The sequence below is a fragment of the Burkholderia sp. AU32262 genome (assembly GCF_020419985.1).
Lineage (GTDB): Bacteria > Pseudomonadota > Gammaproteobacteria > Burkholderiales > Burkholderiaceae > Burkholderia > Burkholderia semiarida.
Window position 1 is genome coordinate 90,212 of the sequence record NZ_JAIZRS010000019.1, and the last position, 12,794, is coordinate 103,005.

At 63.5% G+C, this 12,794-nt stretch carries 13 protein-coding genes; 2 read left to right on the top strand and 11 right to left on the bottom strand.

Features of this window, described 5'->3' with window-relative positions:
- Nucleotides 1–130 precede the first annotated feature (130 nt).
- Nucleotides 131–1,225 carry a uroporphyrinogen decarboxylase gene (gene hemE / locus LGN10_RS22570; RefSeq protein ID WP_302107369.1) on the bottom strand — a complete coding sequence of 365 codons (1,095 nt, stop codon included), beginning with the start codon at nucleotides 1,223–1,225 and terminating at the stop codon, nucleotides 131–133.
- Between the two features lie 149 nt (nucleotides 1,226–1,374).
- On the opposite strand from hemE, the gene LGN10_RS22575 reads away from it, so the two are divergent.
- Both LGN10_RS22575 and LGN10_RS22580 read left to right on the top strand, forming a co-directional pair.
- Nucleotides 1,375–2,175: a transporter substrate-binding domain-containing protein gene (locus LGN10_RS22575; protein ID WP_059580514.1), complete on the top strand. Its 801-nt coding sequence runs from the start codon at nucleotides 1,375–1,377 to the stop codon at nucleotides 2,173–2,175.
- 6 nt (nucleotides 2,176–2,181) lie between these two features.
- Nucleotides 2,182–2,511 (top strand): hypothetical protein, encoded by a 330-nt coding sequence (locus LGN10_RS22580; RefSeq protein ID WP_226225086.1) that lies wholly within the window; start codon nucleotides 2,182–2,184, stop codon nucleotides 2,509–2,511.
- A gap of 388 nt (nucleotides 2,512–2,899) precedes the next feature.
- Here LGN10_RS22580 and LGN10_RS22585 read toward each other — a convergent pair whose 3' ends face one another.
- The 10 genes from LGN10_RS22585 to LGN10_RS22630 all read right to left on the bottom strand — a co-directional run bounded on the left by LGN10_RS22585 (nucleotide 2,900) and on the right by LGN10_RS22630 (nucleotide 12,507).
- On the bottom strand, nucleotides 2,900–4,627 hold the full coding sequence (locus LGN10_RS22585) for an AMP-binding protein (RefSeq protein ID WP_226225087.1): 1,728 nt from the start codon (nucleotides 4,625–4,627) through the stop codon (nucleotides 2,900–2,902).
- A gap of 287 nt (nucleotides 4,628–4,914) precedes the next feature.
- Entirely contained in the window at nucleotides 4,915–5,340 is a 426-nt protein-coding gene (locus LGN10_RS22590) for a F0F1 ATP synthase subunit epsilon (RefSeq protein WP_006477288.1), read from the bottom strand.
- Between the two features lie 151 nt (nucleotides 5,341–5,491).
- Nucleotides 5,492–6,886 carry a F0F1 ATP synthase subunit beta gene (gene atpD / locus LGN10_RS22595; protein WP_011350527.1) on the bottom strand — a complete coding sequence of 465 codons (1,395 nt, stop codon included), beginning with the start codon at nucleotides 6,884–6,886 and terminating at the stop codon, nucleotides 5,492–5,494.
- Nucleotides 6,887–6,952: 66 nt separating this feature from the next.
- On the bottom strand, nucleotides 6,953–7,828 hold the full coding sequence (gene atpG, locus LGN10_RS22600) for a F0F1 ATP synthase subunit gamma (RefSeq protein WP_034209645.1): 876 nt from the start codon (nucleotides 7,826–7,828) through the stop codon (nucleotides 6,953–6,955).
- Between the two features lie 119 nt (nucleotides 7,829–7,947).
- Nucleotides 7,948–9,489, bottom strand: a complete 1,542-nt coding sequence (gene atpA / locus LGN10_RS22605; protein WP_124658505.1) for a F0F1 ATP synthase subunit alpha — start codon at nucleotides 9,487–9,489, stop codon at nucleotides 7,948–7,950.
- Between the two features lie 44 nt (nucleotides 9,490–9,533).
- On the bottom strand, nucleotides 9,534–10,073 hold the full coding sequence (locus LGN10_RS22610) for a F0F1 ATP synthase subunit delta (RefSeq protein WP_034188172.1): 540 nt from the start codon (nucleotides 10,071–10,073) through the stop codon (nucleotides 9,534–9,536).
- A gap of 2 nt (nucleotides 10,074–10,075) precedes the next feature.
- Nucleotides 10,076–10,546 (bottom strand): F0F1 ATP synthase subunit B, encoded by a 471-nt coding sequence (locus tag LGN10_RS22615; protein ID WP_006477283.1) that lies wholly within the window; start codon nucleotides 10,544–10,546, stop codon nucleotides 10,076–10,078.
- Nucleotides 10,547–10,675: 129 nt separating this feature from the next.
- On the bottom strand, nucleotides 10,676–10,945 hold the full coding sequence (atpE, locus tag LGN10_RS22620; RefSeq protein ID WP_006482730.1) for a F0F1 ATP synthase subunit C: 270 nt from the start codon (nucleotides 10,943–10,945) through the stop codon (nucleotides 10,676–10,678).
- A 75-nt stretch (nucleotides 10,946–11,020) separates the two neighbouring features.
- Nucleotides 11,021–11,872 (bottom strand): F0F1 ATP synthase subunit A, encoded by an 852-nt coding sequence (gene atpB, locus LGN10_RS22625; protein ID WP_012492242.1) that lies wholly within the window; start codon nucleotides 11,870–11,872, stop codon nucleotides 11,021–11,023.
- 110 nt (nucleotides 11,873–11,982) lie between these two features.
- Nucleotides 11,983–12,507: an ATP synthase subunit I gene (locus LGN10_RS22630; protein ID WP_059580504.1), complete on the bottom strand. Its 525-nt coding sequence runs from the start codon at nucleotides 12,505–12,507 to the stop codon at nucleotides 11,983–11,985.
- Nucleotides 12,508–12,794: the final 287 nt, after the last annotated feature.

Consider the following 12,794-nt stretch of genomic DNA (forward strand, 5'->3'; position numbering starts at 1 on the left):
GCAACGTGGAAAATGTGTATAAGTCAAGTCTTGACAAGCATCGAATCGGCAACGGGAGCGGGGTTGCGTCCTGTTTAGTTTCAAAAACGAAACACCGCCATCCCGCAACGCAGCATGGCGGCGCTTGCGTTCAGCCCGCCGCTCGGCTACGGATCGCGCGGCTGTGGGTATGCACTTCGTCGACGAGTTCGGCGACGTGATCGGGCGACGTGAATTGCGAGATGCCGTGCCCCAGGTTGAACACGTGGCCCGGATGGTTGCCGTAGCTGTCGAGCACCGCGCGCGCCTGTTCGCGCACCGCGGCCGGTGGCGCGAACAGGATCGTCGGGTCGAGGTTGCCCTGCAGCGCCACGCGCCCCGCGACGCGCTCGCGCGCGGCACCGAGGTTGACCGTCCAGTCGAGCCCGACCGCGTCGACGCCGGTCGCCGCGATCTCCTCGAGCCACAACCCGCCGCCCTTCGTGAACGTAATCACCGGCACGCGCTCGCCATCGTGCTCGCGCTTGAGCTGCGACACCACGCGGCGGATATAGTCGAGCGAGAAGCGCTGGTACGCGCCGTCGGCCAGCGCGCCGCCCCACGTATCGAAGATCATCACGGCCTGCGCGCCCGCTTCGATCTGCGCATTCAGGTACGCGGCCACCGCCTGCGCGTTCACGTCGAGGATTCGGTGCATCAGGTCGGGGCGCGAATACGCCATCGACTTCACCGTGCGGAAATCGTCCGAGCCGCCGCCTTCGACCATGTAGCACGCGAGCGTCCACGGGCTGCCCGAGAAGCCGATCAGCGGCACGCGCTGGAGGCCCTGGCCGTCGGTGAGCGCGCGGCGGATCTCGCGCACGGCGCCCGTCACGTAGCCGAGCGTCTCGTCGATGTCCGGCACCGCGAGCTTCGCGACGTCGGCCTCGGTGCGCACCGGATGCGCGAACTTCGGTCCTTCGCCGGCCTGGAAGTCGAGGCCGAGGCCCATCGCGTCGGGAATCGTCAGGATGTCCGAGAACAGGATCGCGGCGTCGAGCGGGAAGCGCTCGAGCGGCTGCAGCGTCACCTCGGTCGCGTAGTCGGGGTTTTTGGCCAGCCCGAGAAAGCTGCCGGCACGCGCGCGCGTCGCGTTGTATTCAGGCAGGTAGCGGCCGGCCTGGCGCATCAGCCAGATCGGCGTGTAGTCGGTCGGCTCGCGCAGAAGCGCACGCAGGAAGGTGTCGTTGAGCAGGTTATGGGCCACGGTAGGAGCGACGATGCGAAGGCAAAGCGGCATTTTACCGGACAGCCGCGGTCGGACCGCGCAGGCCGATGCAATGGCGGCCATATGACGCGCGCGACAGCTCCGTTATGATCGGACGCTCATATCGAACCGAACGAAGGAGGAGACCGATGAAGACATTCGCCACGCTGGCCGCGGCCGCGTTGCTGTGCTGCACCGCCGCACACGCGCAAACTGCCGCCGGCGCCGCCACGAGCGCGCCGGGCACCGGCTCGCGGCTCGACGAGGTGCTGGCGCGCGGCACGCTGCGCGTGTGTACGACGGGCGACTACAAGCCGTATTCGTACTACCGCGCGGACGGCCGCTTCGAGGGCATCGACATCGACATGGCCGAATCGCTCGCGAAATCGCTCGGCGTGAAGGCCGATTACGTGAAGACGAGCTGGCCGAACCTCACCCAAGACTTCGTCGCGAAGTGCGACATCGCGGTGGGCGGCGTGTCGACCACGCTCGAGCGCCAGAAGCGCGTGTTCTTCACGCAGCCGTACGTGGTCGACGGCAAGACGCCGATCGTGCGCTGCGCGGATGCCGACAAGTACCAGAGCGTCGCGCAGATCGACCGGCCCGAGACGCGCGTAATCGTGAATCCGGGCGGCACCAACGAGCGCTTCGCGAAGCAGTTCTTCACGCACGCGAACCTGACCGTCTATCCGGACAACGTGACGATCTTCAAGCAGATCCTCGCGGGCAAGGCCGACGTGATGGTGACGGATGCGTCGGAGACGCTGCTGCAGCAAAAGCTGAATCCGGGCCTCTGCTCGGTGCATCCGGACAAGCCGTTCCAGTTCGGCGAGAAGGCGTACATGGTGCCGCGCGGCGACGTCGTGTTCCAGCAATACGTCGACCAGTGGCTGCATCTCGCGCTGTCCACCGGTGAATATCAGGCGCTGTCGGACAAGTGGCTGAAGTAAGCGCGCGTGCAACCGGCGGCCGATGACGGGCACCGCCCGCTGCGGCCGCCAAGTGCGGAAATCCCGCCTGCGTCGGCCGCCGGCATGCGTCGCCGTTACACCTTCGCGTCGCGCCGCCGCGCCCATGCGCGGCGCGCGACCCGCCAAATTGGCCGAATGGCCGACTTCCACGCGTCCCGATCACGTTTCAAAATCTTTCTGACGAATGAATCGTCATGCGCGGTATCGATCGTGCCGTGCACTTTCTCGCGTGAAAATCGGCAATTCATCGCGCCCGATACGCGTGAAAAACGCATCGCGCGCATACCTCGAAAACGCGGCGGAAAATATGGGTAAAAATGACCTTTTTCAGGAGCCCGAAAACAGCAAAAACTCCCGGAAAGCCTTATCTGGCGGGCGTTACAACCTGAAACACTTTGTTACCGCGAGGGGTCGTTAATTCGCCCACAATGGGCCTCAACGGTTTCAACACGGATGCGGTCTCGTGTGCCAAGTGTGAGCGGACGCGAAGCGCTGCGAGCCAGTCGGTCACGTACCGAAGCCCTTCCGAGGGGCATCCCTGTTGGAGTCGTTTCCGGCCCCCGCCGGATCCGGTTTCATCTTTGGTCTCCTCGCGCTAACCCCGTAGCGTGTGGTTTTTAGCGGGCTAATAAGCCCGCTTTTTTTCGTCCATCGAAAACGTAGCGACCTGCAGGCCGCCACGTTTTTCGCGCACCGTCCCCCCTCAAGCCGTCTTCTGCACGTCGAGCTTCAGCTCCTCGATCATCCGCTCGCGCATCACGAATTTCTGCACCTTGCCCGTCACCGTCATCGGCAGTTCGTCGACGAAGCGGATATAGCGCGGAATCTTGTAGTGCGCGATCTGGCCTTGGCAGAAGGCACGCACGTCGTCCTCGGTCATCTGCTCGTCGGGGCGCAGCACGATCCACGCGCACAGCTCCTCGCCGTACTTCGCATCGGGCACGCCGAATACCTGCGCGCTCTGAATCTTCGGATGTCGAAACAGGAATTCCTCGATCTCGCGTGGATAGACGTTCTCGCCACCGCGAATCACCATGTCCTTCAGGCGGCCGACGATGTTGCAATAGCCGTCCTCGTCGAGCGTCGCGAGGTCGCCCGTATGCATCCACCCGTCGACCAGCACCTCGCGCGTCTTCGCGTCGTCGTCCCAGTAGCCGAGCATCACCGAATAGCCCTTCGTGCACAGCTCGCCCGTCGCGCCGACCGGCACGATGTCGCCGGCCGCATCGACGATCTTTACTTCGAGATGCGGCTGAATGCGGCCGACCGTCGTCGTGCGCTTTTCGAGCGGATCGTCGGTCGAGCTCTGGAACGACACCGGGCTCGTCTCCGTCATTCCGTACGCGATCGTGATCTCCGACAAATGCATCTGCGACACGACGCGCTTCATCGTCTCGATCGGGCACGGCGAGCCGGCCATGATCCCGGTGCGCAGCGTCGACAGGTCGAATCTGGCGAATTCCGGATGGTCGAGCTCCGCGATGAACATCGTCGGCACGCCGTGCAGCGCGGTGCAGCGTTCCTCGGCCACCGCCGCGAGCGTCGCGACCGGGTCGAACGCCTCGCCGGGGAATACCATCGCGGCGCCCGTCGACACGCAGGCGAGCACGGCCAGCACCATCCCGAAGCAGTGATAGAGCGGCACGGGGATGCAGAGCGAATCCTGTTCGGTGAAGCGCATCGCCATCGCGATCGAGCGCGCATTGTTGACGACGTTGCGGTGCGTGAGCGTCGCGCCCTTCGGGCTGCCGGTCGTGCCGCTCGTGAACTGGATGTTGATCGGATCGCTGGCCGAGAGCGTTGCGCCGAGCGCGTCGAGCAGCGCGGGATCGACGGCCTGGCGGCCGCGCGCCATCACGTCCGCGAAGCGGAACATGCCGGCCGGCGCCACGTCGCCCATCGACACGATCGTGCGCAGGCTCGGCACGCGCGCCGCGTGCAGGTCGCCCGGCGTCGCGGTCGCGAGCTCCGGCGCGAGGGTCTGCAGCATCTCGACGTACGCGGAGCGCTTGAAGCGCTCGGCCGCGATCACGGCCTTGCAGCCGACCTTGTTCAGCGCGTATTCGAGTTCCGACAGCCGGTAGGCCGGGTTGATGTTGACGAGCACCGCGCCGATCCGCGCGGTCGCGAACTGCGTGAGCAGCCATTCGCTGCGGTTCGGCGACCAGATGCCGACGCAGTCGCCCTTCACGATCCCGAGCGCGGCGAGCCCCGCTGCCAGCACGTCGACCTCGCTCGCGAACGCGCGCCAGGTCCAGCGCACCTGCTGCTCGCGGAACACGACGGCCGGACGGTCGGGAAAGCGGCCAGCCGTGTCGAGCAGGAACCGGCCGATCGTCGCGTCGGATAGCGGCACGTCGGTCGCGCCGCGCACGTACGACAAGCCGTTCTCGGGCGCGATCAGCGCCCCCTTGCCAAGGTCTGCTGCCATCGATGTCTCCGTCCGTTCTTGTCTGATCGGCCCGCGCGCGCCTGCTGCGCGCGCCTTCGCCGCAACGATCGCGACGGCGGGCCTCACCGCGGATGATGCCGCGCTCCGCTGACGATACTCTGACATCGAATCGCGACGGGCGGGTGAAATAGCACGACCGGACGGAATGATCGGACCCGCAAAACTCCGACGAAATGCGGACGAAGCGCGGACGAAGCGCGGACGGAACGCGGGCGAAAAAAAAGCAGCCCGAAGGCTGCTTTCTTTCGCGGGATACGCGGCGCGGCTCAGTGCCGGCTGCGAATCTTCGCCAGACGCTGGATCGCCTCGAGCTGCGCCATCGCGGTCGCGAGCTCGGATTGCGCTTTCGCGAGGTCGAGATCCGACTTCGCGTTCTGCAGCGTTTCCTCGGCACGCTTGCGCGCTTCCTCGGCTTTCGCCGCGTCGAGGTCCTTGCCGCGAATCGCGGTATCGGCGAGCACCGTCACGGCGCCCGGCTGCACTTCGAGAATGCCGCCCGCGACGAACACGAATTCGTCGTTGCCGCCCTCGACTTCGATGCGCACCGCACCCGGACGAATCCGGGTGATCAGCGGCGTGTGACCCGGCAGAATACCCAGCTCACCCGTTTCGCCCGGCAGCGCGACGAATTTCGCCTCGCCCGAGAAGATCTGCTCTTCCGCGCTGACGACGTCTACTTTGATGGTTGCCATATCGACTCCTGTCGATCGGAGCGGGCACTTGCGCGCCTGCGCCGATCCCATGCACGGCGGATTGAGCGTATTGCGGTCGGCGCGACCGGCCGGGATTATCAGTCCGACTGTTAATCCCGACTAGCACGCGCCGTGCGACTCACTCGAACCCTTACGAGATCTTCTTGGCCTTTTCGAAGGCTTCGTCGATCGTGCCGACCATGTAGAACGCCTGTTCCGGCAGGTGGTCGCACTCGCCGTCGACGATCATCTTGAAGCCGCGGATCGTTTCCTTCAGCGGCACGTACTTGCCCGGCGAGCCCGTGAACACTTCAGCGACGTGGAACGGCTGCGACAGGAAACGCTGGATCTTACGCGCGCGCGCGACCGACAGCTTGTCTTCCGGCGACAGTTCGTCCATGCCCAGAATCGCGATGATGTCGCGCAGTTCCTTGTAGCGCTGCAGCGTCTGCTGAACGCGACGGGTGATCGAGTAGTGCTCTTCACCGATCACGTTCGGGTCGATCTGGCGCGACGTCGAGTCGAGCGGGTCGACCGCCGGGTAGATACCCAGCGAAGCGATGTCACGCGACAGAACGACGGTTGCGTCCAGGTGGCCGAAGGTCGTGGCCGGCGACGGGTCGGTCAAGTCGTCCGCAGGGACGTACACGGCCTGAACCGACGTAATCGAGCCCTTCTTGGTCGACGTGATGCGCTCTTGCAGCTTGCCCATTTCTTCAGCCAGCGTCGGCTGATAGCCCACTGCCGACGGCATACGGCCGAGCAGTGCCGACACTTCGGTACCGGCCAGCGTGAAACGGTAGATGTTGTCGACGAAGAACAGCACGTCGAGGCCTTCGTCACGGAAGTGCTCGGCCATCGTCAGGCCGGTCAGCGCGACGCGCAGACGGTTGCCCGGCGGCTCGTTCATCTGGCCGTACACCAGCGCGACCTTGTCGAGAACGTTCGAGTCCTTCATTTCGTGGTAGAAGTCGTTCCCTTCACGGGTACGCTCGCCCACGCCCGCGAACACGGAGTAACCGCCGTGTTCCTTCGCGATGTTGTTGATGAGCTCCATCATGTTGACGGTCTTGCCCACGCCTGCACCACCGAACAGGCCAACCTTGCCGCCCTTCGCGAACGGGCAGATCAGGTCGATGACCTTGATACCCGTTTCGAGCAGTTCGGTCGACGGCGACAGTTCGTCGAACGCCGGTGCCTTCTGGTGGATCGAACGCGTCGTTTCGCTTTCGATCGGGCCGGCTTCGTCGATCGGACGGCCGAGCACGTCCATGATACGACCGAGGGTCGGCTTGCCGACCGGCACCGAGATCGGCTTCGCCGTGTTCTTCACGGTCAGGCCGCGGCGCAGGCCGTCGGATGCACCCAGACAAATGGTACGGACCACGCCGTCACCCAGCTGCTGCTGGACTTCGAGCGTCAGTTCCGAGCCATCGAGAATGAGCGCGTCGTAGATCTTCGGCATGCTGTCGCGCGGGAATTCCACGTCGATAACGGCGCCGATGCACTGTACGATCTTGCCTTCTACCAAAGCAGCAGTACTCATCGCTTTTCCTTTAAATACCTGATTCTTTACTCGCGCAAAGGCGCAGTTGTCGTCCCGGGCGCGCGCTTAAACAGCGGCTGCGCCGCCGACGATCTCCGACAGTTCTTTCGTGATCGCGGCCTGACGGCTCTTGTTGTATACGAGCTGCAGTTCGCTGATCACCGTCTTCGCGTTGTCGGACGCGGCCTTCATCGCGACCATGCGCGCCGATTGCTCGGACGCCATGTTTTCCGCGACGGCCTGGTACACCAGCGCCTCGACGTAACGCACGAGCAGTTCGTCGACGACTGCCTGCGCGTCCGGCTCGTAGATGTAATCCCACGACGTCGCCGGCGTACCGTCATCGGCTTCGAAGTGTTCCGACGACAGCGGCAGCAGCTGCTCGATCACGGCTTCCTGCTTCATCGTGTTGACGAAGCGCGTGTAAGCGATATAAACCGCCGACAGCTTGCCTTCCGAGTACAGATCGAGCTGCGTCTTCACGGCGCCGATCAGCTTGTCCAGGTGCGGGGTGTCGCCGAGGTGCACGACCTGCGACATCACCTTCGCGCCGAAGCGGTTCAGGAACCCGAGGCCCTTGCCGCCGATCGCGGTGGCTTCGACCTTCTGGCCCTTCTCTTCCAGCTCCTTGAACTTCTGCACCGTCGCACGCAGCACGTTGGTGTTCAGACCACCGCACAGACCCTTGTCCGTCGTGACGAGGATGATGCCGGCCGTCTGCGCGCCGTCGTTCGCCACCATGAACGGGTGGCGGTACTCCGGGTTCGCACGGCTCATGTGCGCGGCGATGGCACGGACCTTGTCCGCATACGGACGAGCGGCGCGCATGCGTTCCTGCGCGCGACGCATCTTCGATGCAGCCACCATCTCCATCGCCTTCGTGATCTTGCGCGTGTTCTGCACGCTCTTGATCTTGCCGCGAATTTCCTTCATTCCAGCCATAGCTTGCTCCTTTGCGCCCCGAGTTAGCGCTTTAGCGCTTTACTCGGGGCTCATGCATCGCTCACCGAAGCGGCGCGGGCGCATCAGCACCCGCGCGGCGTCGGTGTGTCACTCGCGGATCAATAGGCACCGGACTTCTTGAAGGCTTCGATCGCCGCGCGCAGCGCGCCTTCGTCGTCCTTCGAGAGATCCTTGGTGTCTTCGATACGCTTGATGAGGTCAGCGTGGCTGGTCTTCAGGTTGTCGCGCAGGCCCTTCTCGAACGACAGCACTTGCTTGACGTCGAGATCGTCGAGGTAGCCGTTGTTCGCGGCGTACAGCGACACGGCCAGTTCCCAGACCTGCAGCGGCTGGTACTGCGGCTGCTTCAGCAGTTCCGTCACGCGGCGGCCGCGCTCGAGCTGCTTGCGGGTCGCTTCGTCGAGGTCCGATGCGAACTGCGCGAATGCAGCCAGTTCACGGTACTGCGCGAGGTCGGTACGGATACCGCCCGACAGCTTCTTCACGACCTTCGTCTGAGCGGCGCCGCCGACGCGCGACACCGACACGCCGGCGTTGATTGCCGGGCGGATGCCTGCGTTGAACAGGTCGGTTTCCAGGAAGATCTGGCCGTCGGTAATCGAGATCACGTTCGTCGGAACGAACGCGGTCACGTCGCCTGCCTGCGTTTCGATGACCGGCAGTGCCGTCAGCGAGCCGCTCTTGCCCTTCACTTCGCCGTTCGTGAACTTCTCGACGTACTCTTCCGATACGCGAGCCGCACGCTCGAGCAGACGCGAGTGCAGATAGAACACGTCGCCCGGGTACGCTTCACGGCCCGGCGGGCGGCGCAGCAGCAGCGAGATCTGGCGGTATGCCCAGGCCTGCTTGGTCAAGTCGTCATAGATGATCAGCGCGTCTTGACCGCGGTCGCGGAAGTATTCGCCCATCGTGCAGCCGGCGTACGGTGCCAGGTACTGCATCGCAGCCGAATCCGACGCCGAAGCGGCGACGACGATCGTGTATTCCAGCGCGCCCGTTTCCTCGAGCTTGCGCACCACGTTCATGATCGACGAAGCCTTCTGGCCGATCGCGACGTAGATACAGATCAGGTCCTTGCCCTTCTGGTTGATGATCGCGTCGAGCGCCACCGCGGTCTTGCCGCACTGACGGTCGCCGATGATCAGCTCACGCTGGCCACGGCCGATCGGCACCATCGCGTCGATCGACTTGATGCCCGTCTGCACCGGCTGCGACACCGACTTGCGCCAGATCACGCCCGGGGCGATCTTTTCGATCGCGTCGGTCAGCTTCGCGTTGACCGGGCCCTTGCCGTCGATCGGGTTGCCGAGCGCGTCGACCACGCGGCCGACGAGTTCCGGGCCGACCGGGACTTCGAGAATGCGGCCCGTCGTCTTGACGATGTCGCCTTCCGAGATGTGTTCGTATTCGCCGAGAATCACCGCGCCGACCGAGTCGCGCTCGAGGTTCAGCGCGAGACCGAACGTGTTGCCCGGAAACTCGAGCATTTCGCCCTGCATCACGTCCGACAGGCCGTGGATACGCACGATACCGTCGGTCACGGAGATCACGGTGCCCTGGTTGCGAACGTCTGCGCTCGCTTCAAGGCCCTGGATCCGGCTCTTGATCAGCTCGCTGATCTCAGAGGGATTGAGTTGCATTATTCGCTCCTGATAGTCAATTCTGTTGCGTGCCGGCGTGGCGCTCAGGCGGTCAAGGCAGCCTGCATCGATGCGAGGCGCGCGCGAACCGAGGTGTCGAGCACTTCGTCGCCGACCGTCACGCGCACGCCGCCGATCAGCGACGAATCGACTTCGACCGTCGGTTTCAGCTTGCGCTTGAACTTGCGTTCGAGGCCCGAGACGAGACTGTCGAGATCCGCGCCGTTCAGCGGGAACGCGCTCACGATCTCGGCGTCGGCTGCGCCTTCACGTTCGTTCTTGAGCGCCTCGAACTGCTCGGCAATTTCCGGCAGCAGCGCGATGCGATGATTGTCGACCAGCATCTGCACGAAGTTCTTCGCTTCGGCGCCGGCCGCGAGCGGCGACTTCACCGCAGCAAGCAGCAGCTCGGCTACTTGCGTGCGCGTCACCTTCGGGCTCGACGCGACCGACAGCACTTCCGGCAGACGCGCAACCTGGGCCAGCTCTTGCACGAGCGTGGACCAGGCGGCGATGTCACCGCCCTCGGCCACGCGGAACAGCGCTTCTGCGTAAGGGCGGGCGATGGTTGCAAGTTCGGCCATGATCAGAGCTCGGCTTTCAGTTGATTCAGCAGTTGGGCGTGGGCCGTTTGATCGACTTCGCGCTTCAGGATCTGCTCGGCGCCCTTCACGGCCAGCGCGGCGACTTCGCCACGCAGCGCTTCGCGCGCCTTCACGATTTGCTGTTCTGCTTCCGCCTTCGCCTGGGCGACGATGCGGGCGGCTTCAGCCTGGGCGTTGGCCTTGATTTCCTCGGCGACCGCCTGCGCACGCTTCTCAGCGTCGGCGATGCGCTGCTGGCCGTCGTTGCGGGCCTGCGCGAGTTCCTGGTCCACGCGCTTGTGCGCTGCGTCGAGTTCCGCCTTGCCCTTCTCCGCGGCGGCGAGGCCGTCGGCGATCTTCTTCGAACGTTCGTCGAGGGCGTTGATCAACGGCGGCCACACGAATTTCATCGTGAACCACGCGAGGACCAGGAACACGACCATTTGCGCAAACAGAGTTGCGTTGAGATTCACGGTGTTTCCTTATCTGCTATTCCGGAAAAATGAAACGGTAAGGCGCTCATCGAGTTGCATTCGATCAGCGCCCCAAGTCTCCGTTCCGCCCTGCGCCGGCTCACGCCGGACGCATATTTCCGAGGAACCTTAGCCTGCGAGCTTCGACAGGAGCGGGTTCGCGAACGCGAACAGCATTGCGACACCCACGCCGATCAGGAATGCAGCGTCGATCAGACCAGCCAGCAGGAACATCTTCGTTTGCAGCGGGTTGATGAGTTCCGGCTGACGTGCGCAGGCTTCGATGTACTTGCCACCCATCAGCGCGATACCGATACAGGCGCCGATTGCACCCAGGCCGATGATGATGCCGATACCGATGGCGGTCAGACCCTGGATGTTGGCGATGTAAGCTTGCATGATCACTCCTTTGTGAAAAGACTTGGAACTGAGATTTAAAAAACTAAAACGAAGACTCTTTGTTGCACGCCGCGCTTAGTGCTTGTCGTGCGCCTGGCCGAGATACACCAGCGTCAGCATCATGAAAATGAATGCCTGCAACAGAACAATCAGGATGTGGAAGATTGCCCAGACGCTACCCGCGATCACGTGACCAACGAAGCCGAGGAACGTTGCGTCGCCACCGAAGCTCCACATGCTGCCGAGCAGGGCGATCAACAGGAACAACAGCTCACCCGCGTACATGTTGCCGAACAGCCGCATACCGAGGGAGACGGTCTTTGCGAGATATTCGACGATGTTGAGCGCGAGGTTAGGGATCCACAGCAGCGGGTGGGCGCCGAACGGGGCCGACAGCAGCTCATGCACAAAGCCGCCCGCGCCCTTGATCTTGATGCTGTAGTAGATCATCAGGACGAACACGCCGAGCGCGATGCCGAGCGTGCCGTTCAGGTCGGCCGTCGGGACGATGCGATGGTGGGAAATCACGTCCGACAGACCGAGCAGGCCGATCACGCGGCCCGGCAGGTCGACCGGGAGGAAGTCGAGGGAGTTCATCAGCGCGACCCACACGAACACCGTGAGGGCGAGCGGCGCGATGAAGGTGCGATTGCCGTGGACGATGGCCTTCGATTGATCCTCGACCATTTCGACGAGCATCTCGATCGCGCACTGGAAGCGGCCCGGCACGCCCGAGGTCGCCTTGCGGGCGGCCAGACGCAGCAGGACGATCGTCACGATGCCGCATACGATCGACCAGAACAGCGTGTCGAGATTCCAGACGTGGATATCGAAAATCGACGTCTGATGCGAGGTGGAGAAATTCTGCAAGTGGTGCGCAATGTACTCGGACGGATCCGGACCGCGCGTGCCTTCGCTAGCTGCCATATCGTTAATGCCACCCAAATTGTCGAAAATCGTTTTGCCCCGTTCCGCAACACGCTATTGCGGGAACGGGCCGGTGCGGTTCGTTGTCGAAACCGCACGCTGCTTGTTCCTTACCGCCAGGCCAGCGCGATCCAGTACGTCTTCAGCACGACGAGGTACGTGACGAGGAACGGCACCCAGTGCACGCCGGCCCAGCCGAACGCCACCGCGGTGAACATCCCGATCGTCAGAGCGAGTTTCAGGGCTTCGCCCATCACCCAGCTCATCACGGTGGCCGAGCCACCTGCCTTCAGTCGTGCCACGAATACCGCACTGGGTACCCAGCCGATCGCTCCGCCCAGAAACGCGGATTGCGCAGCGGCGCCCGGCGACTTCGAAAACAGCCACCACGCCAGCGTTGCAACCAGGGACAGGACCACTTGCGCGAATACCACCTTGTAGGGAGTCACGCGCGAGGGCTTGCTCACGTTCGGGCCGAACAGCCTTTCGGCCTCTGCCCGCGTCAGCGGAACGATGTTGTTATCTTGCTGCTCGACATCCCAGTCATCGTCGGGTTCACGCCGCTCGCCGGCCGCGGAAGCGGTGCGTTGCGTGCGCTGATCATCGTGCCTGTCGTCCGGCGCCTGACCCGCCATCGCAATCTTCCGCTGAAATCCCTGAACCCGACCCCAAGCTTTCTGAAAGCTTTCAGGGGTGCCTAGCTAACAAATCCGGGCGATTGTAAGCGATAGTTGCAAGTGATTCAAGGCTTTAGACGCGACAAAAACCTGCATAAAACGACGCCTCATGATGTGAAAAAACAAGCGATTCGGCGACGTACGATGACAGTTGTAAGGTCGGTTTTCCGCACCGGTATTTCTTGCGCGAAAAAGTCAGGTGACGGGGGAAACGGCGGGAAACGATACCCGACACGGGCCAGGAC

What these genes read in the sequence shown, in the direction of transcription:
- atpG (WP_034209645.1), bottom strand. Translation starts at nt 7,828, where the DNA reads ATGGCTGGAATGAAGGAAATTCGCGGCAAGATCAAGAGCGTGCAGAAC.
- LGN10_RS22630 (WP_059580504.1), bottom strand. Translation starts at nt 12,507, where the DNA reads ATGGCGGGTCAGGCGCCGGACGACAGGCACGATGATCAGCGCACGCAA.
- atpE (WP_006482730.1), bottom strand. Translation starts at nt 10,945, where the DNA reads ATGCAAGCTTACATCGCCAACATCCAGGGTCTGACCGCCATCGGTATC.
- LGN10_RS22610 (WP_034188172.1), bottom strand. Translation starts at nt 10,073, where the DNA reads ATGGCCGAACTTGCAACCATCGCCCGCCCTTACGCAGAAGCGCTGTTC.
- atpD (WP_011350527.1), bottom strand. Translation starts at nt 6,886, where the DNA reads ATGAGTACTGCTGCTTTGGTAGAAGGCAAGATCGTACAGTGCATCGGC.
- atpA (WP_124658505.1), bottom strand. Translation starts at nt 9,489, where the DNA reads ATGCAACTCAATCCCTCTGAGATCAGCGAGCTGATCAAGAGCCGGATC.
- LGN10_RS22575 (WP_059580514.1), top strand. Translation starts at nt 1,375, where the DNA reads ATGAAGACATTCGCCACGCTGGCCGCGGCCGCGTTGCTGTGCTGCACC.
- LGN10_RS22585 (WP_226225087.1), bottom strand. Translation starts at nt 4,627, where the DNA reads ATGGCAGCAGACCTTGGCAAGGGGGCGCTGATCGCGCCCGAGAACGGC.
- atpB (WP_012492242.1), bottom strand. Translation starts at nt 11,872, where the DNA reads ATGGCAGCTAGCGAAGGCACGCGCGGTCCGGATCCGTCCGAGTACATT.
- LGN10_RS22590 (WP_006477288.1), bottom strand. Translation starts at nt 5,340, where the DNA reads ATGGCAACCATCAAAGTAGACGTCGTCAGCGCGGAAGAGCAGATCTTC.